This window comes from Flavobacterium sp., from assembly GCF_041392085.1.
In the GTDB taxonomy this organism is placed as follows: domain Bacteria; phylum Bacteroidota; class Bacteroidia; order Flavobacteriales; family Flavobacteriaceae; genus Flavobacterium.
Genome location: NZ_JAWKMW010000004.1, coordinates 16,154 through 35,728 on the forward strand (window position 1 = coordinate 16,154; position 19,575 = coordinate 35,728).

Sequence of the window (19,575 nt, forward strand, 5' to 3'; positions counted from 1 at the left end):
TATACTATGAATTCTGTTCGGATGAACGTTTTTTAAATAATGAAAAAAATGGCTGTAAAATGGCATCCATGTTAACGAGACCAATGTCATTCGTAGCTCTGTAAGTGAGCAAAATGGCAAAGGGAGTTAGTAAAATAGATGACATCCAAGCACCTAAGAAAGGGGTTATTCCATCTTCTTGGGCTAATTTTTTACCGAATACATTAATAAAATGATAAACAATAAAAATAACCATTGCAAAAACTATAGGCAAACCTAATCCACCTTTACGAATAATGGCTCCAATGGGAGCTCCAATAAAAAACATTAACAAACAAGCGTAAGCAATTACAAATTTATCAAACAATGCAAGCCAATGATTATTAATATTTTTTGCCTTACTTTCTAACTCAAATTTAGAACCCTCAATTGAAAATTTTGTATTTGAAACATTTGCTTTTGCAATATCTAAAACTCCGTTGATTTGGTGCGGTAAAAGAAGATTAAGTAAATCAGCATTTGTTTCTTTTTTTACTTTTTCATTTTTTGCTATACTGTCTTTATTTGTGATGGGCTTTTGATGAGAATAAAAGGTAACATAGCGTTGCTTAATATTTTCAGTATACGAAACAATATCTTTTTTGTGGTTGTTTTTCAACGAATCAAGAGTATATTTTAATTCGCCAACATTGAGCATATTGTTGGTATTCGAAATTTGTTCTGTATCAAAATCAGTTTTTTGGAGCGGAGTTAAATCAAAATTGATGATATATTTTTTAAACGCACTTTTAGCAAAAGGAACTTTCTTTTTTTCAGTATAATTTTTAACGGGAACATCTTCATAATAATTACCGTCATACAAAATCAACTGTAAAAAATTAGAGTTTTCATTACTGATTAATTCTCCTCGATTAGCTTTGATAACAACATTTGTACCTACTCCAAGATTTGATAATTTATGTATAGTTACATCACGGAGGAGATTATCATTGTCACCATATTTATCTGCTACTTTGATTGTATAACTACCCACTGTACTAAATTGTCCTTCGGCAATTGCCATGGAAGGTTTTTGCTGCACAATGCTTTTTCGAAGATTAATAAACTTATATTCTGCTTGTGGGATGATATTATTAGCAAATAGAAAAGCTACAAAACTCAGTCCAAATATAAACAGAGACAAAGAATGCATGGCTCTTCTAAGCGAGATACCTGAAGATTTCATCGCGGCAAATTCATAGTTTTCGGCAAAATTTCCAAAAGTCATGATAGACGCTAACAAAACGGATAGCGGTAAAACTAAGGGAACAACTTTAGGAGAATAAAAAGTAAGGAATTTAATAATCAAAAAGGTATCTAAATCTTTTCCTGCCAAGTCGGCAATAAAAAGCCATATTCCTTGTAAAATAAAGATAAAAAAGAGAATAACAAATACCGAAGCAAATGTACTTAAGAATGAAGTTAGGATATAGCGGTCAAGAATTTTCACCCTACAATTAGTCTAATCTATTGATGTAGTAATTTTTGAATTTACTTTCGTCAAAGATAAACTGATTTTTTGATAATGGTTGATTGGTTTTGAAAGAATTAACAATGAGTGTTGTTTTTGTTCCTTTTTTACCTACTTCAATTAAATTATAGATGTGTTTGGTTTGCTCGTCAATCCCTAACAAAATTTCTTTACGTTGGTCTTTTGAGCTAATAGGAACTAGCTTAATATACTGGATTTTTCTTCCTTTAATATTTTGTGAAATATCCCAATAATATTTATACCCTTGATTGAAAAAAGTCAACATTTTTGAGGGTGTTATTGCATTTTCATCTTGTTCGTCAAACTTAGAAATAGTGACCTCTTCATCTTCAGGAACAATGGTGTATGTCTTTTTTCCATCAAAAATCTTGGTCATTCCCATAAAATTCAGGTAGTATAAATTTCCTTTTAAAATTACACTTCCTTTACTGTCTTGATTAATGTTTTCTTTTGTATTTTGAAGGGTGTATTTAAAATCAATAATAATGTTCTCATAGCTTTTTACCTTAGCTGTCACTTCATCTAATAAATCTTTTGCCTTTTTTTCTTGGGCTTGAGCATTAATGAAAGATAAAAACAGAAATGAAACACAGATAATTTTTTTCATTTTATATGTTATTTTGTTCGTTATTAAAAAATTCGTTTAACGAATTCAAATCAGGGATATTCACCGATCTGGCTTTACTACCTTCAAAAGGGCCTACTATTCCGGCTGCTTCTAATTGATCTATCAATCTCCCAGCTCGATTGTAACCTAATTTTAATTTTCGCTGTAAAAGCGAGGCAGAACCTTGTTGTGCGGTTACAATCACCTCGGCAGCTTCTCTAAACATTGAATCGCGTTCAGATATATCTATATCAAGCATTGTGCCATTTTCTTCACCAATATATTCTGGTAAAAGGTATGCATTGGGGTAGGCCTTTTGCGAACCAATGAATTCAGTAATGCGTTCCACTTCAGGTGTATCAACAAAAGCACATTGTACACGAACTAGGTCGTTTCCGTTTGTATAAAGCATATCACCACGACCAATTAGTTGGTCTGCACCTTGTGTATCTAAAATAGTTCGAGAATCAATTTTTGATGTTACTCTAAAAGCTATTCGAGCCGGGAAGTTGGCTTTAATTAATCCGGTAATAACATTAACTGACGGTCGCTGGGTTGCAATAATCAAATGTATACCGATTGCACGAGCCAATTGAGCTAGCCGGGCAATTGGAGTTTCAACCTCTTTTCCGGCAGTCATAATTAAATCGGCAAATTCATCAACAACCAAAACAATGTAGGGTAAAAAACGATGCCCATCATTAGGGTTTAATTTTCTGGCTTTAAATTTTTCATTGTATTCCTTAATGTTCCTAACCATTGCATCTTTTAGCAAAGAGTAACGGTTATCCATTTCAATACAAAGCGAATTTAATGTGTTAATTACTTTTGTATTATCGGTAATAATAGCATCTTCCGTATCGGGTAATTTAGCCAAATAATGTCGTTCAATTTTATTAAAAAGCGTAAGTTCAACTTTTTTGGGATCAACCAAAACAAATTTGACCTCTGCCGGATGTTTTTTGTATAAAAGAGATGTTAATACAGCGTTTAAACCTACGGACTTTCCCTGTCCGGTTGCACCGGCCATTAATAGGTGAGGCATTTTAGCCAAATCCACTACAAAGGTTTCGTTGGAGATGGTTTTACCCAATGCAATTGGTAATTCCATTTCGGCTTCCTGAAAACGAGTAGAACCTATAACCGTTTTCATCGGAACCATAGTTGGGTTTTTGTTAGGTACCTCAATACCTATCGTTCCTTTTCCGGGAATAGGAGCAATGATTCGAATACCAAGTGCAGAAAGTGATAAGGCAATATCATCTTCTAGACTTTTAATTTTTGAAATACGAATACCGGCTTCTGGGACAATTTCATAAAGCGTTACAGACGGACCGACTGTTGCTTTTATTTGAGCGATATCTATTTTATAATTTCTGAGGGTTTCTACAATTTTATTTTTATTCTCTTCCAGTTCCTCTTGGTTAATCGTAATTCCGCCCGAACCATAATCTTTTAGTAAATCTATAGTTGGGAATTTGTATTTAGACAATTCCAAAGTTGGATCAAATTCACCAAAGTCTGACACCAACTTTTCGGCCAAATTTTCGCCAATTTGTTCTTCTTCAGGAGCTTTTTCTATTACAAATTGCTCGTCTTCTGTTTTTATAATTTCCGGCTCTCTTGAAACGGGTTGCGGATTAGGTTCTAGTGTTTTGACCTTTGGTTCTAAATTAATTTCAGAAGCATTTTCTATTGTAGGTTTGAGAGAATCCTTGTTTATTTCAAAAGTTGAAACCGATTTCTTGATTGAAATTACACCTTCCTCAGGAACTTCTTGTAAATTTTTATTTTCAATAGGTTGGTCAAATGGATTGATGGCTGCAGCTTCTTCTAAGTCATCTTTAATTTCTTTTTTCTTTCGTTCAAATAATTTTTGAAATGTCTCAGGTGAAACGTTCACTTTAAATATTAAATAAATTAGTAAACTAAAAACCAATATGAGAAGTGTTCCCGGTTTTCCCATGAAGTCCTGAATATATGAATTCATCTCAAATCCAACAATTCCTCCCAATTCAGGTATATAATCCGAAAAAAAACCAAACATTAGAGAAAAGTTAACCATCGCAAACAAATCCCAAAACCATAGATTTTTTAATTTTTTTAATGGTATACTTAAAATCAAATAAATACCGGAAATAAAAAACAATCTTACTAAAAGGAATGATGCAATACCAAAACCTTTGTAAAGAAATAAATCGGCAAAGTAAGCACCAACCTTACCCAACCAATTTTTTACTTCTACAGAACGATTACTTAAACTGCTTACAGCACTTTGATCTTCTTGCCAATAAATAAAAAATGATACCATGGACAAAAATAAGGCTACTGAAAAAAGTACTAAAAAACAACCAAACAAAAAACGATGTTGTTTTGTAAATTTGATTGTTTTCTGGGTATCTGATTTAGCTTCTGCTTCTTTTTTGGAAGAATTTGACGAAGATGTTTTTGCCATTAACTTCTGTGTAATTTGTTGTAAAAGTAACTATTTTTATATTATTTTCAATTTAAACTAACAAGATAAGGAACATAAATTATTAAGCCAACAATAATTGCTGTAAAAGCTGCAAAAAATACTGCACCGGCTGCTATATCTTTGATAAAGCCTATCTTCTCATGATAATTTGGATGAATAAAATCGGCCACTTTTTCAATAGCAGTATTCAAACCTTCAATAGATAATACCAAACCAATACATAATGTTTGTATTAGCCATTCATTTTTGGAAATATGAAAGTAAAATCCTGCGATTGTCATAAAAACGCCTATTGAAAACTGAACCATTACACTATGTTCTGTGGATAAAAGTTTAAAAGCACCTTTTAAAGCGTACACCACACTTTTCAAGCGTCCTGTTATAAGACTAGTATCTTTTTGGAATTCCATATAAATTTATAAAATAGCCAAAGCTTTTTCATAATCTGGCTCTTGAGCTATTTCAGGCACTTGCTCTGCGTAGGTAATAATACCATTTTCATTCACAACAATTACAACTCTAGAGTGAAGACCTGCCAATGGTCCGTCTGTAATAGTTAAACCATAATTTTCACCAAAACTACCGGTTTTAAAGTCGGATAAATTTTCAACATTTTCAATACCTTCAGCACCACAAAATCGTTTTTGAGCAAATGGCAAATCACGTGATATACATAGCACTTTTGTATTTACTAACGCTGATGCTTTTTGGTTAAATGTTCTAACCGAAGTGGCACAAACACCTGTATCAATACTTGGAAATATATTTAAAACTAATCGACTGCCTTCAAAATCAAGTAATGAAGTAACTGATAAATCGGTTTTTACTAATTGAAAGTCAGGTGCTTTTGAACCTACTTTTGGTAATTCACCACTGGTATGAATAGGATTTCCTCCTAAGGTTATTGTTGCCATTTTTTTATTGTTTAAGATTCCAAAAATAGGAATTATTTACCAAAGTTACCTATTCAAAATACAAAAAAACGCTTCCCGAAAGAAGCGTCTTTGAAAGGTATTTGTATGGAAATTATTTGTCTATTGAACCCAACACACGTTGCATAAAGCTATTTAGAGCTTCTTTTTTTGCCATTCCATTTTGTATAGATTTATGCACTTCTAAAGCTCCGTACATATTAGAAATTAACTCACCGATTACATCCAATTCTTCATCTTTTAATGAAGGAATTTCCGTTATAGCTTCTAAAACTTCGATAGTTTCTACAAGATAATCTTGGTCGTTTTCCTCAATAAATTGAGTTAACTGCTTAATGACGGGTAATTTCATTAGTTAACTGAAATTTCTGAAACCAATTCAGCTAAAACTTCAGCTTTGTTGGTTTGGGTTTGGTTAACTAATTCACCATTTACAAAAGTGGCAAATGTTGGTAAATTAGAAACATTGGCTAATTTTCTTGACTCAGGCGAATTTTCTGCATCCACTAATACAAATGTAATTCCGTCGTTCTCTGAAGCTAATTTTTTAAATTTCGGTTTCATTATTCGGCAATTACCACACCAAGAGGCTGAATATTGAACAACAACTTTGCTGTTTTGATTCACTAAATTGTGAAGTGTATCTTCCGTTAAATCGATTAACATAGAATTTAGAGTTTAGATTTGAGAATTTTTAGTTTTGACTTAAATAAGCAGCAGTGCTCAAACGATCCGCAGCCATTGCTTCTTTTCCTTCTTCCCAATTGGCCGGACAAACTTCGCCTTTGGTTTGAACATGTGTGTAAGCATCAATTAAACGCAAATATTCATTTACATTTCTTCCTAAGGGCATATCGTTTACACTTTCGTGGAAAATTTTTCCTGTTTCATCAATTAAATAAGTAGCTCTGTAGGTTACATTAGAACCTGCAATTAAATAACTTTCTGTATCTTCATTATATTCACCGGCTTCAATATCCAAAATTCCTAATGCAGATGATAAATTTCTCGTAGTATCTGCAATTAAAGGATAAGTAACACCTTCAATCCCTCCGTTATTTTTAGCTGTGTTTAACCAAGCAAAATGAACTTCATTTGTGTCACAAGAAGCACCAATGACAATAGTATTTCTTTTTTCGAATTCAGGTAAAGCTGTTTGAAAAGCGTGTAATTCAGTTGGACAAACAAATGTGAAATCTTTTGGATACCAAAATAAGATTACTTTTTGGTTATTTTTAACCGCTTCATCCAACACATTGATTCTCAAATTGTCTCCCATTTCTGAAATTGCATCAACTGTAATGTTAGGGAATTTTTTACCTACTAATGACATAATTGTAATATATTTAATTGTTAAAATCTGATGCAAATTTAAGTTAAATAAGCAAATCCAATAATGATAAATGTCATTCAAAATCACAATGAACCTATTGATTTTATTGATATTAAATAAAGATATCTTCTATTTTTAAGCACTATCTAAATTTAATATTCTATTTTTTCACATACTGTAATTTTCGTATTAAAATTTTATTGAGTTGATAAATGTTAAAGTTGAATTAAAATAAAAAAACTGCCAATAATAGCAGTTTTTAAAACTTAGTATAAGTAAATCTTATTTTGAAGTAAGTTGTTTAATCTTAATATTAAAAGCAGCATATAACAACGTCATAAACGGACTAATAATGTTGAAAAAAGCGTAGGGTAGGTAGGACCATGTAGAAACACCTAACACACCTGCTTGATAGGCACCACAAGTATTCCAAGGGATAAGTACAGAGGTTACCGTACCGGAATCTTCTAACGTTCTACTTAAATTTTCTGGTGCTAAACCTTTGTCTGCATATGCTTTAGAAAACATTTTACCGGGAACAACGATTGCTAAATATTGATCAGAAGCAGTTAAGTTTAATGCCAAACAACTCGCAACGGTACTGGCAAACAAACCAAATGTAGTATGAAACAATTTTAATAATGAATCGGTAATTCGGGTTAAAGCTCCAATTGCTTCCATGACACCCCCAAAAACCATCGCACATAAAATTAGCCAAATGGTACCCAACATTCCTTTCATGCCTTTAGAAGAAAATAGGTTGGAAAGCATTTCATTTGTTGTTTCAATGGATGTTTCAACAGTTATGGCATTCATAACTCCTTTATAACCTGAAATAAATGACAATTTATCGCTACCTCCAATTTTAGCAACCAATTCGGGCTGAAAGATCAAGGCAAAAAAACCACCTAACAATGTACCTATTAGTAAAGCTACTAATGGCTCCGTTTTCTTAACGATTAATACGATAACTATAATCGGAACCAAAAAGAGCCAAGGGCTTATCGAGAAAGTTTCTTTAATCGAATGAAGCGTCTCAGTATTATCACTAATACCGGATGTTGTTTGTGATAAACCCAAAAATATAAAGATAACAAGCGTTAAAACCATTGTAGGAACAGTGGTTAAAATCATGTATCGTATGTGTGTAAATAAATCAGTACCTGCCATTGCCGGAGCAAGGTTGGTTGTGTCTGAAAGCGGAGAAAGCTTGTCTCCAAAATAGGCTCCCGAAACAACAGCTCCGGCAACCATTCCTAAAGGCATTCCGATAGTGCTTCCTATACCAATAAGAGCGATACCTACTGTTGCGGATGTTGTCCATGAACTTCCGGTTGCAATTGAAATCACAGCACAAATTACCACACAAGCAGGAAGAAATACCGCAGGATGAAGAATTTGAAGTCCGTAATATATCATAGTCGGAATAACACCACTCAACAACCAAGTTCCAGAAAGTGCTCCAACCATCAATAAAATTAGAATGGCACCAGAAGTTGATTTTACATTTTTAGAAATGTCTTCCATCATTGCAGAATACGAAACTTTGTTTCTAAAACCCACAACAGCAGCAATGGCTGCACCTATAATTAACGCAAATTGATTCGGACCGGATGTAGCACTATCGCCATAAGCATATACATTATAAGCCAAAATAGCAATTAACAAAAAGATAGGTAAAAGTGCTTCAAAAAGTGATAGATTCTTATTTTCAATAAGCTGTTCGTCTTTAGGATTGAGTGGTTTGATGTCTTGACTTTCCATGTATTTTGTTTGTGGATGCAAGATATAAAAAAATCATTATTTAATCTTAAATAAAAAAATCCGACTCAGTAAAGTCGGATTAAAGTTATTTTTATACTTCTTGAAGTTCTTTCAAAACGCCTATTTCTTTCATACACGCTTTCATCATTTGATACGTTCGTTCAATATCGTTATCTAAACCAATGGAAAAGCGAATTAAACCATCTGTTAAACCCATTTCCTTTTGTTCGTCCAGCGGAATTTCTGATGAAGTAGAAGTTCCCGGAGCACTGAATAACGTTTTGTAAAACCCTAAACTTACCGCTAAATAACCTAAGTTTCTATTTTGCATTAATTCCATTAGTTCATTGGCTTTGTCGAGGGAACCCACATCAATCGTCATCATTCCGCCAAAACCATATTCATTGTTAATCATTTTAGAATAAATTTCGTGACTCGGATGACTTTTTAAACCCGGATAAACAACTTTCAAACCATCTTTTTCAAATTTTTCAGCTAAATAACTTGCATTGTGACTGTGTTGTTTCATTCGAATATGAAGCGTTCGTAAATTCTTTAATATACTTGCAGAACGAAGGCTATCCATCGTTGGTCCGAGTAACATACTTGCCCCGTTATTCACATTTTTTAAATCATTAATAAATTCTTGTGAAGCACAAATCACACCACCAACAGTATCGCTACTTCCATTGATGAATTTAGTCAAACTATGAATTACCACATCAGCTCCTAATTTTGCAGGAGCAACAGAAAGTGGCGAAAAAGTATTATCAACAACCAATTTAATATTGTGTTTTTTGGCCAATTTAGCTAAGCTTTCGATATCTGCAACTTCTAATAAAGGATTACTCACGGTTTCACAATATAAAACTTTGGTATTGTTTGTAATAGCTGCTTCAACAACATCCAATTTAGTAATGTCTACAAAGTTGGTTTTGATGTTCCATTTTGGCAACATGTTTTTCATGAAAGCATACGTTCCTCCGTAGATGGTTCTGCTAGAAACAATTTCATCTCCGGCAGCACACAATTGCATTAATACAGGTGTGATAGCACCCATTCCGGAAGCAGCAACATTGGCACTTTCTGTTCCTTCCATGGCAGCTAAAGCTTCGCCTAAATATAGATTCATAGGAGAAGAATGACGCGAATACAAATAACAGCCTTCAGCATTTCCTTCAAACGTGTCAAACATGGTTTTGGCAGAGAGAAAGGTATAGGTTGAACTATCGGAAATAGATGGATTAACACCTCCAAATTCTCCAAAATATTGTAAGTCTTGAATATGATCAGCAGGATTAAATTGATTATTTTGCATGTCTTTTACAGTTATAATTCATTACAAATTAAATATAATGCTGTAAAAAAATCAATATATATATCTAAATTTAGTTTTTTTTACTACATAATTTAAATAATACAGATAATTAATTTATATTTGGTTTGTATATGAGAATAATCACAGAAAATTTTAAACTATGGAATTTGATTTAATTGACAAAAAACTTCTCATGCTTTTGCAGGAAGACAGTAAAAAAACAACAAAAGATCTTTCAACAAAACTCAATCTTTCTGTAACCGCTGTATATGAAAGAATAAAAAAGCTTGAAAGAGAGGGAGTTATTCGAAATTATGTTGCTTTATTGGATAGAGCAAAAATTGGAAAGAGTTTTGTTGTTTTTTGCCATATTAAATTAATCCAACATACTAAAGAATACCTTACCACTTTTGAAGAAGAAGTAACTCAATTGACAGAAGTATTAGAATGTTTTCACGTGAGCGGTGATTACGACTATATTCTTAAAATTTGTGTTAGCGGGATGGAAGAATACCGCGAGTTCATGGTAACCAAACTAACCAATTTAAGACATATTGGCAGCACACACAGCTCCTTCATGATATCAGAATTAAAAAACACTACACAATATGAACTCGTGTGAAAATTTAAAAAATTAATTTTTTAACGATTTATTACCACTCGTAAATGCGAAAGGGTGTAACTTTGTTATACTAATTTTTTTACATGAAAATAGCAATAGTTTGTTATCCGACTTTTGGTGGAAGTGGAGTAGTGGCCACAGAATTAGGATTAGAATTGGCTCAACGCGGTCATGAAATTCATTTTATCACCTATAAGCAACCGGTTCGCCTAGCTTTGCTTAATCCAAATTTACATTATCACGAAGTTAATGTTCCCGAATATCCTCTTTTTCATTATCAACCTTATGAATTGGCTCTTTCCAGTAAACTAGTGGACATGGTGAAATTGCATAAAATTGAACTTTTACATGTGCATTATGCCATACCACATGCCTATGCCGGTTATATGGCAAAACAAATGTTGAAAGCAGAAGGTATTTTTATTCCTATGGTAACGACTTTGCACGGAACTGATATTACATTGGTCGGAAAACATCCTTTTTACAAATCTGCTGTAACATTTAGCATAAATCAATCAGATGTGGTTACTTCGGTTTCAAAAAGTTTAAAAGAAGATACCTATAAACATTTTGCAATTACTCAAGAAATTGAGGTTATTCCCAATTTTATAGAAATTAATAAGGCTAAAGTAGAAGAGGGAACTCCCTGCTACCGATCATTGATGGCAAAAGATAATGAACGTATCATCACACACATTAGTAATTTTAGAAAAGTAAAACGTATTCCGGATATAATTCATGTTTTTAATAAAATTCAGCAACAAATTCCTGCAAAATTAATGATGGTAGGCGAAGGGCCGGAAAAAGAAAAAGCAGAACTATTATGTGAAGAGTTAGGTATTGCTAACAAAGTAATCTTTTTTGGAAACAGCAATGAAATTGATAAAATATTATGCTTTACCGATTTATTCTTACTTCCTTCTGAAACGGAAAGTTTTGGTTTAGCTGCTTTAGAAGCCATGGCTTGTAAAGTTCCTGTTATCTCTACCAACACCGGTGGACTGCCGGAAGTAAATCGGGATGGTTTTTCAGGTTATCTAAGTAATGTTGGCGATATTGATTCGATGGCAAAAAATGCAATCAAAATATTAACGGATGACAATACGTTAACTATCTTTAAAAAGAATGCTTTTTCTGTGGCTCAACAATTTGATATTGCTAACATACTCCCATTATATGAAGCTGTATATGAAAAGGCAATCAAAAATCAATATAATTCTATTTCAAACTAAGATGAAAAAAATAATTACAACAATAACTGTTTGCGTAGTATTGTTCTCTTGTTCTACACAAAAGAATTCTAATGAAAAACCACCACTCTATGAAATTTTAAAGCAATCTGAACAGGGTGGAGCCAATTTTCGTTTTTTTGAAATTATATCGGAACAAAAAGAGTTCAAAATGCTTTTAAATGATCCTGATTTGAAGAACAAAGTCAAAGCTACAGACATTCAAACCAGTAATTTTTTACTATTGAATATGGGAGAGAAAAACTATGGAGGTTATTCATTTTCAATTGAAAATATTGAAGAAACAGAAAATGATATCATTATAGCTATTAAAGAGAATGGCCCCAAAGGTCTTGCTACCACTGTAATGACGTATCCTATATGTATAGTTAAAATTAATTCGAAAAAAAACATCATTATACAATAAAAAAAACGTCCCAAAGAGGGACGTTTTTTATGATAATTTAGAATTGGTAGCGAACACCTAAAGCGATATCCGGACCAAAATTATCGTTACGGTAACCATCACCAAAGTAAAACTCAGGTCTAAAGTCTAATGACAGTAACAACGGAAAATCAAAATTGTATTCAACACCAATATCACCTGCTGCCAAAACATAAGTGCCGCTTTCACTGTTTGAATTATTAGGTCCGAAGTCATGTTTCCAACTCCCAATACCGGCTCCGGCTCCGGCATACCAATTAAAACCACCCTCAATATTCCAAACCCATTGGTACAATCCAACTAATTTGTAACCATCCCAATCTTTACTGTTTCGCCAACCTAAATCAAATTCCAATCGATTACTGTCAGACAATCCTCTCTGGTAAGATATTTCTCCACCAAAACCATCGTTATCACCTAACCGTAAACCAATTGCATTTTTGGAAATTTCCTGAGCATTAGCACTCATAATAAAACCAAAAACCATGAACACTGATAAAATTACTTTTTTCATTTCTTTGTTTATTGAAGTTTTGCACAAATATAACGTAGACTTTGAGAAAATCGTATTATTAACAAGTTAAAGTCTGTTAATTGTGTGAGTTCAATAATTATTTTCTAGTAAAAAGTAGTGAAGCAATAAGTTGTTCACTTAATTTTGTTTCCATTTCAAAAAAATCTTCCTCAATCATGTTGGAATCCTTATCATATCGATATAGTTTCCATCTTTTTTTGTTATACTCCAGAGCAGTCAGGTTTTCTACCCAATCACCGGAATTTAGGTAAAATGTTGTTCCTCTTTTATTGACTTTTCTAATCATTTTGGGCTCGTGAATATGACCGCAAATAACATAATCATAGTTGTTTTCAATGGCTAATTCTGAGGCTGTAACTTCAAAATCGGAGATAAATTTCACTGCTTTTTTTACATTAGCCTTTATTTTTTTTGAAAAGGAATAAGGCTCTTTCCCCATTTTTTGAAGCATCCAATTAATAGAACGATTGGCTAATATCAACATGTCGTATCCCCAACCGCCTAATTTGGCAATCCATTTAGAATGTTGAACTGAAGCATCAAATACATCACCATGAAAAATCCATGCTTTTTTATCATCTAATTCTAAAACTAACTTATCCAGAATGGAGAAATTCCCAATTTTGGTGTCACTGAATTTTCGTAGCATTTCATCGTGATTTCCAGTAATATAATACACTTCCGTTCCTTTAGAAGCTAAATCAATTATTTTTTTGATTACTTTTAGATGAGACTTAGGAAAATATGATTTTCGAAACTGCCAAATATCAATAATATCACCATTTAGAATCAATATTTTGGGCTTTATTGTTGATAAATAATAATTCAGTTCTTTGGCATGGCATCCAAATGTACCAAGGTGTGCATCGGAAATGACCACCACTTCAACTTTTCGTTTTTTAAGCATACATAAATGAGGTTTTACAAATTAACAGACATTTTTTTGAGGTAATTTTATCAAAAAGTTAACGAATCAATCAACCATATTATGTTATTGTGAATTCAATTTGAATTTAATTATACTTTTTTATTGAAATACCTTATTTTTGTTGAAACATCTTAAACAGAATGGCAGGAAACAGTTACGGAACTTTATTCAAACTCACCACTTTTGGAGAATCACATGGCGAAGCTTTGGGCGGAATTATAGACGGTTGTCCTCCTGGAATTGAGTTAGATTTTGAAGCTATTCTATTAGAAATGAATCGACGAAAACCCGGTCAATCTGCGATTGTCACCCAGCGGAAAGAAGCCGATGAAGTTCAGTTTCTATCCGGTATTTTTGAGGGAAAAACAACAGGAACTCCAATCGGTTTTATTATTCCAAATACTAATCAAAAATCCAACGATTACAGTCATTTAGAGACTGCATTTCGACCTAGCCATGCCGATTTTACCTATGAAAAAAAATACGGCATCAGGGATTATCGAGGCGGAGGAAGAAGTTCTGCTCGTGAAACAGCCAGTAGAGTAGTAGCCGGAGCTATTGCAAAACAAGTGCTCTCTGATATAAAAATTAATGCTTTTGTCTCTTCAGTTGGTGATGTTTTTATTGATAAACCCTATCAGGATTTAGATTTTTCAAAAATTGAAAGTAATGCTGTTCGTTGCCCCGATGAAGCTACTGCTGCCAAAATGGAAGACCTAATTCGTTCTATTCGAAAAGAAGGTGATACGATTGGCGGAACGATTACCTGTGTAATACAAAATGTTCCCATTGGTTTGGGTGAACCCGTGTTTGATAAATTACATGCTGAATTAGGTAAAGCGATGTTATCAATCAATGCCGTGAAGGGATTTGAACTGGGCAGTGGTTTTTGTGGAGCCCGTATGAAAGGAAGTGAGCACAATGATTTATTTAAGCCAAACGGAACAACACAAACCAATATGTCTGGGGGAATTCAAGGTGGAATATCAAACGGTATGGATATTTATTTCAGAGTTGCCTTTAAGCCTGTTGCCACGATTATGCAAAAACAATCTACAATTGATAAACAAGGTAATAGTATAGATTTGGAAGGAAAGGGACGTCATGATCCCTGCGTTGTCCCTAGGGCTGTTCCCATTGTGGAAGCAATGGCAGCCATTGTGTTAGCCGATTTTTACTTATTACAAAAAACAAATATACAGCAGTTATGAAACTAGCCTTACATTGGAAAATACTCATCGGAATGATACTTGGTTTGGTATTTGGGTATGTGATGAAAAACATGGAAATGAAAGAAATTGTAGTCGATTGGATAAAACCTTTCGGTACAATTTTTATTAATTTACTCAAAATGATTGCGGTTCCCTTAATTGTTGTTTCACTTATTGTGGGGCTTTCTGATTTAAAAGATATTACAAAACTCTCTAAATTGGGTGGAAGAACGGTGGCTCTGTATTTATTCTCTACAGTTTGTGCCGTTTCAATCGGTTTGGTTTTAGCTAATTTAATTAAACCGGGTGATTATATTAACGATGAATCACGTAAAAGTTTGTTAGAAAACTTTGCAGGTGATGCCGCTCAAAAAATTGAGTTAGCTGAAAAAGCAAAAAATAGTGGTCCATTGCAGCCTTTGGTGGATGTAGTACCCGACAATTTTTTTAAAGCAATGACAGATAACGCATCAATGTTACAAGTAATTCTTTTTGTTATTTTACTGGGTATCGGTTTAATTTTAATCGATGAAAACAAGGCAAAACCGGTGGTTGATTTCTTTAAAGGATTGAATGATGTTATTTTAAAGATAATAGATATAATCATGCTTGGAGCCCCCATTGGTGTCTTTGCTTTAATGGCGGCTTTAATGGTTGAAATACCTGATTTTTCTACCTTAAATGCTTTGCTAATTTATGCATTAACCGTAGTAATCGGACTGGCACTAATGGTTTTTGTATTATACCCTACGTTACTGATGGTTTTGGCAAAATACGCTCCTGTAAAGTTTTTTAAAGCAATTTCTCCGGCTCAATTGTTGGCTTTCTCCACAAGTTCAAGTGCTGCCACTTTGCCGGTTACGATGGAACGAGTAACCGAACATGTAGGTGTGGACGAAGAAGTATCTAGTTTTGTTTTACCGTTGGGTGCTACCGTAAATATGGATGGAACGAGTTTATATCAAGCCGTTGCAGCTGTTTTTATTGCCCAAGCGATGGGAATTTCGTTGGATTTACAAACTCAATTAATGATTGTAGTTACGGCAACTTTGGCTTCAATTGGTTCTGCTGCTGTTCCTAGTGCCGGAATGGTGATGCTCGTTATTGTTTTAGGTCAAGCCGGAATTCCTGAAGCAGGATTAGCCTTGATTTTTGCCATTGACAGACCGTTGGATATGTGCAGAACGGTGGTTAATGTTACGAGTGATGCAACAGTAGCAACGGTCGTTGCAAGCTCAGTTGGGAAGTTACATCAAACCAACGATTAAGGGTAAAAAACATTCTATTTAAATTGAATAAAGAAAGGTTTATCAATACAATTTGATAAACCTTTTTCATTAACAATCTCTTCGCTATTCTATTCTAAATCCATCCGGAATAATTGCTCCTTTTTTAACGACAATAATACCTTCTTTAATTGTATATAATGGCGTATTGATGTCGGTTAAATGTTTTCCACCGTTCAAGTGAACATCATTTCCAATTCTACAATTTTTATCAACTATAGTATTATTAATATAACATCGTTTTCCAATGCCTATATTTTTAATATTATGAGCTATATTATTATTCAACTCGTCTAAGTTTTGATAATAATCGCTACCCATTATATAGGAGTTTTTTATAATAGTTTCCTCATCCACCCGTGAACGAATTCCCACAACGGAGTGTTCAATAACTGCAGCATTTAAAATACATCCTTCAGCAATAATCGATTGCTCTATTGTTGTTTTACCAAGTATTTTACCAGGAGGTAGTACACGAGCACGGGTGTAAATTTTACTGTTATTATCAAATAAATTAAATTTAGGAATGTCATCCGTTAGTCCTAAATTGGCTTCAAAAAAGGAATCAATATTCCCAATATCTGTCCAATATCCTTCGTATTGATAACTTAACACTTTTTGATTACCAATAGACTGTGGAATAATTTCTTTTCCAAAATCTTTTGTATCCGGGTTTTTCATTAATTCAATCAAAAGTTCACGATTAAAGATGTAGATACCCATTGAAGCCAAATAATGTCTTCCTTCTTTTTTCATTTCATCACTTACTTCCGATGTCCATTGCGGTAATAATTCTGGGGCCGGTTTTTCAATAAAAGAAGTGATAACACTTTGCTCATCAGTTTTTAATATACCAAATTCCGGAGCCTCCTTTGCGGAAACCGGCAAAGTAGCTATTGTTATTTTTGCGTCACTGTTTTGATGTGCCTCTAACATTTTATTGAAATCCATTTGGTATAATTGATCACCGGATAATATCAAAGCATAGTCAAACTCATGATTAAGAAAATGCTGCATACATTGACGAACAGCATCGGCAGTACCTTGAAACCAAGTTGGGTTATCAGGAGTTTGCTCTGCTGCCAAAATATCTACAAAAGCAGAACTAAAATAACTGAAATGATAGGTATTCTTGATGTGTTGATTTAACGATGCGGAATTAAATTGTGTTAACACAAACATTCGTTTGATATCGGAATTGATACAATTGGAAATAGGAATATCAACTAAACGGTATTTTCCGGCAATTGGAACTGCAGGTTTTGATCGGGTTTCAGTCAAAGGAGATAAGCGAGATCCTTGTCCGCCTCCTAAAATAATGGCTAATACTTCTTTTTTCATTTATTTATCTTTTTAACGATTGGTAAACGGTTAAATATTCATGTGCAACACTCTCCCATGAATGGTCAATTTGCATTATCTTTTTTCGGGTCGTATCAAAAAGTTTGGTATCATTATATAAATCAATCCCTCTGGTAATCGAATAATTCACATCAAAAACACTTGTTTGATCATGGCAGATTCCAAACCCACCATCACCAATATCTATTACTGTATCGCTTAATCCTCCTGTTCTTCTTACGATTGGAATTGTTCCGTAACGCAACGCATACAATTGATTTAAACCACAAGGTTCAACACGCGAAGGCATTAGTAAATAATCAGCTCCGGCATAAATAATATGAGCCAATTTTTCATTATAACCAATAAATGCATTGTAATTTCCATCGTAAAAATGAGTCAATTGCGACAAGCTATGTTCAATTTTAGGATCTCCTGAACCTAAAATCAAAATATTAATTTCGTTTGGATTTCTACTTAATGCAATACTGCAAATTTCAGGCAATAAATCTGCTCCTTTTTCATAAACCAATCGACCAATAAAAGTAAAAAGCGGTTTGTTGCTATCTAAATTAAATTGTTCACACAAAATAGCTTTATTGTTTTTCTTTCCTTTTTTTAACGTTTTACTATTGTAATGATGTGTCAACATTGGATCCGTTTCTGGGTTCCAAACATCATTGTCAATTCCGTTTAAAATACCTAAACTTTTTGGTCTTTCGAAACGTAATAAATTTTCAATTCCATTTGCTTTTTCGCTCATTTCATTCAAATAACTTGGCGAAACAGTGGTTACTTTCCAAGCACATTTTACAGCCGATGCAAGTGGATTGATGACACCATTCCATTCTAAAAACCCTAATCGGGATGTTTCCACTTTAGGTAAATAATGTAGTTTATCAAAGTCAAACCAACCTTGATATTGCCCGTTATGAATTGTTAATACTGTAGGAATACCTTTTAAATGTCCATAAATTGGTGCATGCGATATCATAAAGGGAATCAATCCGGTATGGTGATCATGGCAATGAATAATGTCCGGCATCTGATTTGTTTCAGTTAACCAATTTAAAAAAGCAACTTGAAAAGCAGTAAATCGCTCTGTATCATCTTCATAAGAGTAAACATTTGGACGATCAAATAAATCCGGAATGGCAATTAAAAATAATTCAAATCCTAATTTATCAGTTGCTTCTTTTAAAATAGAATATGTAAAGGTAAACCATCCTAAACGTAATTGACCTTTGTGCACTAAGTCAAATTGGTTCTCTTTTGAAAAGGCATTATCATATCCCGGTACAACTACCTTGGCACTATGACCTAATTTATTTAGATATTTTGGTAATGCTCCCACCACATCTGCAAGTCCGCCCACTTTTGCTACCGGATAACACTCGGCACTGATATGAATAATTTCCATTTAGTTTTTCCATTTAATGTTACAACCTATACTCGGTTTCTGATTTGGATTCACAGTTCTGTTATATAACAAACTGTCAATCGCTCCACGTAAATCACTTCCACTCAGCGGAATACCGTTGCCTGGTCGTGAATCGTCTAATTGGCCTCGGTAAACTAATTTATCCTGACTGTCAAATAGAAAAAAATCCGGTGTACAAGCGGCACCGAAGGCTTTAGCAACTTCCTGATTTTCATCATATAGATACGGAAACTCAAAATTATTAACAAACGCAAATTCGGTCATTAACTCCGGACTATCTTGCGGGAATTGTTCAACATCATTACTTGAAATTGCTACTATACCTATTCCTTGCACACGGTAATCGTTGGCTACTAAGATAACCTCATCAATCACATGATGTACAAACGGACAATGGTTACAAATAAAAAAAACTAATGTTCCTTTTTCGCCTTTGCAATCTGAAAACGTAAAAAAATTGTTTGAATTGGTGTCTTTTAAATGAAAATCAGTAGCATTTGTACCCAAAGAAATCATGTTTGATTCTGTTCTGCTCATTCTTCGGCTTTTATTTTTAAGTTAATGCTTAAAGTTACGTATTTTTAGTTTCATATTCCT

The 19,575-nt window shown here is 33.5% G+C and carries 20 protein-coding genes; 5 read left to right on the forward strand and 15 right to left on the reverse strand.

Going from position 1 to position 19,575, the window contains the following annotated elements; all coding sequences use genetic code 11:
• Positions 1–4: 4 nt before the first annotated feature.
• The 10 genes from R2782_RS00100 to R2782_RS00145 all read right to left on the reverse strand — a co-directional run bounded on the left by R2782_RS00100 (position 5) and on the right by R2782_RS00145 (position 9,940).
• A complete protein-coding gene (locus R2782_RS00100; RefSeq protein WP_371266004.1) occupies positions 5–1,468 on the reverse strand; it encodes an LptF/LptG family permease in 1,464 nt (487 codons plus the stop codon).
• A gap of 7 nt (positions 1,469–1,475) precedes the next feature.
• Positions 1,476–2,117 carry an outer membrane lipoprotein carrier protein LolA gene (locus R2782_RS00105; protein WP_371266005.1) on the reverse strand — a complete coding sequence of 214 codons (642 nt, stop codon included), beginning with the start codon at positions 2,115–2,117 and terminating at the stop codon, positions 1,476–1,478.
• 1 nt (position 2,118) lies between these two features.
• The gene (locus tag R2782_RS00110; RefSeq protein ID WP_371266006.1) at positions 2,119–4,572 is read right to left on the reverse strand and encodes a DNA translocase FtsK; all 2,454 of its coding nucleotides are present in this window, start codon (positions 4,570–4,572) and stop codon (positions 2,119–2,121) included.
• 47 nt (positions 4,573–4,619) lie between these two features.
• On the reverse strand, positions 4,620–5,003 hold the full coding sequence (locus R2782_RS00115; RefSeq protein ID WP_371266007.1) for a diacylglycerol kinase family protein: 384 nt from the start codon (positions 5,001–5,003) through the stop codon (positions 4,620–4,622).
• Between the two features lie 6 nt (positions 5,004–5,009).
• The gene (tpx, locus tag R2782_RS00120) at positions 5,010–5,507 is read right to left on the reverse strand and encodes a thiol peroxidase (RefSeq protein ID WP_371266008.1); all 498 of its coding nucleotides are present in this window, start codon (positions 5,505–5,507) and stop codon (positions 5,010–5,012) included.
• 112 nt (positions 5,508–5,619) lie between these two features.
• Positions 5,620–5,877 carry a hypothetical protein gene (locus R2782_RS00125; RefSeq protein WP_371266009.1) on the reverse strand — a complete coding sequence of 86 codons (258 nt, stop codon included), beginning with the start codon at positions 5,875–5,877 and terminating at the stop codon, positions 5,620–5,622.
• Entirely contained in the window at positions 5,877–6,191 is a 315-nt protein-coding gene (locus R2782_RS00130) for a thioredoxin family protein (protein ID WP_371266010.1), read from the reverse strand. Before R2782_RS00130 ends, R2782_RS00125 begins: the two co-directional genes overlap by 1 nt.
• 28 nt (positions 6,192–6,219) lie before the next feature.
• Positions 6,220–6,858, reverse strand: coding sequence for a peroxiredoxin (locus tag R2782_RS00135; protein WP_371266011.1), 639 nt, complete (start codon positions 6,856–6,858; stop codon positions 6,220–6,222).
• Between the two features lie 282 nt (positions 6,859–7,140).
• On the reverse strand, positions 7,141–8,622 hold the full coding sequence (nhaC, locus tag R2782_RS00140) for a Na+/H+ antiporter NhaC (RefSeq protein WP_371266012.1): 1,482 nt from the start codon (positions 8,620–8,622) through the stop codon (positions 7,141–7,143).
• Positions 8,623–8,713: 91 nt separating this feature from the next.
• Entirely contained in the window at positions 8,714–9,940 is a 1,227-nt protein-coding gene (locus R2782_RS00145; RefSeq protein WP_371266013.1) for an aminotransferase class I/II-fold pyridoxal phosphate-dependent enzyme, read from the reverse strand.
• Positions 9,941–10,100: 160 nt separating this feature from the next.
• On the opposite strand from R2782_RS00145, the gene R2782_RS00150 reads away from it, so the two are divergent.
• The 3 genes from R2782_RS00150 to R2782_RS00160 all read left to right on the forward strand — a co-directional run bounded on the left by R2782_RS00150 (position 10,101) and on the right by R2782_RS00160 (position 12,218).
• Positions 10,101–10,562: an Lrp/AsnC family transcriptional regulator gene (locus tag R2782_RS00150; RefSeq protein WP_371266014.1), complete on the forward strand. Its 462-nt coding sequence runs from the start codon at positions 10,101–10,103 to the stop codon at positions 10,560–10,562.
• An 83-nt stretch (positions 10,563–10,645) separates the two neighbouring features.
• Positions 10,646–11,794 (forward strand): N-acetyl-alpha-D-glucosaminyl L-malate synthase BshA, encoded by a 1,149-nt coding sequence (gene bshA, locus R2782_RS00155; protein WP_371266015.1) that lies wholly within the window; start codon positions 10,646–10,648, stop codon positions 11,792–11,794.
• Position 11,795: 1 nt separating this feature from the next.
• The gene (locus tag R2782_RS00160; protein WP_371266016.1) at positions 11,796–12,218 is read left to right on the forward strand and encodes a protease complex subunit PrcB family protein; all 423 of its coding nucleotides are present in this window, start codon (positions 11,796–11,798) and stop codon (positions 12,216–12,218) included.
• A gap of 37 nt (positions 12,219–12,255) precedes the next feature.
• On the opposite strand, the gene R2782_RS00165 is transcribed toward R2782_RS00160, so the two are convergent.
• Both R2782_RS00165 and R2782_RS00170 read right to left on the reverse strand, forming a co-directional pair.
• Positions 12,256–12,750 (reverse strand): hypothetical protein, encoded by a 495-nt coding sequence (locus R2782_RS00165; protein WP_371266017.1) that lies wholly within the window; start codon positions 12,748–12,750, stop codon positions 12,256–12,258.
• Positions 12,751–12,847: 97 nt separating this feature from the next.
• Positions 12,848–13,678: a UDP-2,3-diacylglucosamine diphosphatase gene (locus R2782_RS00170; protein WP_371266018.1), complete on the reverse strand. Its 831-nt coding sequence runs from the start codon at positions 13,676–13,678 to the stop codon at positions 12,848–12,850.
• Between the two features lie 161 nt (positions 13,679–13,839).
• Here R2782_RS00170 and aroC point away from each other — a divergent pair, with 161 nt between their 5' ends.
• Entirely contained in the window at positions 13,840–14,910 is a 1,071-nt protein-coding gene (gene aroC, locus R2782_RS00175; protein WP_371266019.1) for a chorismate synthase, read from the forward strand.
• On the forward strand, positions 14,907–16,178 hold the full coding sequence (locus R2782_RS00180) for a dicarboxylate/amino acid:cation symporter (protein WP_371266020.1): 1,272 nt from the start codon (positions 14,907–14,909) through the stop codon (positions 16,176–16,178). Before aroC ends, R2782_RS00180 begins: the two co-directional genes overlap by 4 nt.
• 84 nt (positions 16,179–16,262) lie before the next feature.
• Here the strand turns inward: R2782_RS00180 and R2782_RS00185 are convergent, their stop codons facing one another.
• The 3 genes from R2782_RS00185 to R2782_RS00195 are packed head-to-tail and all read right to left on the reverse strand — an operon-like array spanning position 16,263 to position 19,515.
• Entirely contained in the window at positions 16,263–17,537 is a 1,275-nt protein-coding gene (locus tag R2782_RS00185; protein WP_371266021.1) for a glucose-1-phosphate adenylyltransferase, read from the reverse strand.
• Positions 17,538–17,541: 4 nt separating this feature from the next.
• A complete protein-coding gene (locus tag R2782_RS00190) occupies positions 17,542–18,957 on the reverse strand; it encodes a glycogen synthase (RefSeq protein WP_371266023.1) in 1,416 nt (471 codons plus the stop codon).
• Positions 18,958–19,515: a thioredoxin family protein gene (locus R2782_RS00195; RefSeq protein WP_371266025.1), complete on the reverse strand. Its 558-nt coding sequence runs from the start codon at positions 19,513–19,515 to the stop codon at positions 18,958–18,960.
• Between the last annotated feature and the right edge of the window lie 60 nt (positions 19,516–19,575).

Coding starts and splice junctions, on each gene's coding strand:
- R2782_RS00105 (WP_371266005.1), bottom strand. CDS start 2,117: ATGAAAAAAATTATCTGTGTTTCATTTCTGTTTTTATCTTTCATTAAT.
- R2782_RS00110 (WP_371266006.1), bottom strand. CDS start 4,572: ATGGCAAAAACATCTTCGTCAAATTCTTCCAAAAAAGAAGCAGAAGCT.
- R2782_RS00115 (WP_371266007.1), bottom strand. CDS start 5,003: ATGGAATTCCAAAAAGATACTAGTCTTATAACAGGACGCTTGAAAAGT.
- tpx (WP_371266008.1), bottom strand. CDS start 5,507: ATGGCAACAATAACCTTAGGAGGAAATCCTATTCATACCAGTGGTGAA.
- R2782_RS00125 (WP_371266009.1), bottom strand. CDS start 5,877: ATGAAATTACCCGTCATTAAGCAGTTAACTCAATTTATTGAGGAAAAC.
- R2782_RS00130 (WP_371266010.1), bottom strand. CDS start 6,191: ATGTTAATCGATTTAACGGAAGATACACTTCACAATTTAGTGAATCAA.
- R2782_RS00135 (WP_371266011.1), bottom strand. CDS start 6,858: ATGTCATTAGTAGGTAAAAAATTCCCTAACATTACAGTTGATGCAATT.
- nhaC (WP_371266012.1), bottom strand. CDS start 8,622: ATGGAAAGTCAAGACATCAAACCACTCAATCCTAAAGACGAACAGCTT.
- R2782_RS00145 (WP_371266013.1), bottom strand. CDS start 9,940: ATGCAAAATAATCAATTTAATCCTGCTGATCATATTCAAGACTTACAA.
- R2782_RS00150 (WP_371266014.1), top strand. CDS start 10,101: ATGGAATTTGATTTAATTGACAAAAAACTTCTCATGCTTTTGCAGGAA.
- bshA (WP_371266015.1), top strand. CDS start 10,646: ATGAAAATAGCAATAGTTTGTTATCCGACTTTTGGTGGAAGTGGAGTA.
- R2782_RS00160 (WP_371266016.1), top strand. CDS start 11,796: ATGAAAAAAATAATTACAACAATAACTGTTTGCGTAGTATTGTTCTCT.
- R2782_RS00165 (WP_371266017.1), bottom strand. CDS start 12,750: ATGAAAAAAGTAATTTTATCAGTGTTCATGGTTTTTGGTTTTATTATG.
- R2782_RS00170 (WP_371266018.1), bottom strand. CDS start 13,678: ATGCTTAAAAAACGAAAAGTTGAAGTGGTGGTCATTTCCGATGCACAC.
- aroC (WP_371266019.1), top strand. CDS start 13,840: ATGGCAGGAAACAGTTACGGAACTTTATTCAAACTCACCACTTTTGGA.
- R2782_RS00180 (WP_371266020.1), top strand. CDS start 14,907: ATGAAACTAGCCTTACATTGGAAAATACTCATCGGAATGATACTTGGT.
- R2782_RS00185 (WP_371266021.1), bottom strand. CDS start 17,537: ATGAAAAAAGAAGTATTAGCCATTATTTTAGGAGGCGGACAAGGATCT.
- R2782_RS00190 (WP_371266023.1), bottom strand. CDS start 18,957: ATGGAAATTATTCATATCAGTGCCGAGTGTTATCCGGTAGCAAAAGTG.
- R2782_RS00195 (WP_371266025.1), bottom strand. CDS start 19,515: ATGAGCAGAACAGAATCAAACATGATTTCTTTGGGTACAAATGCTACT.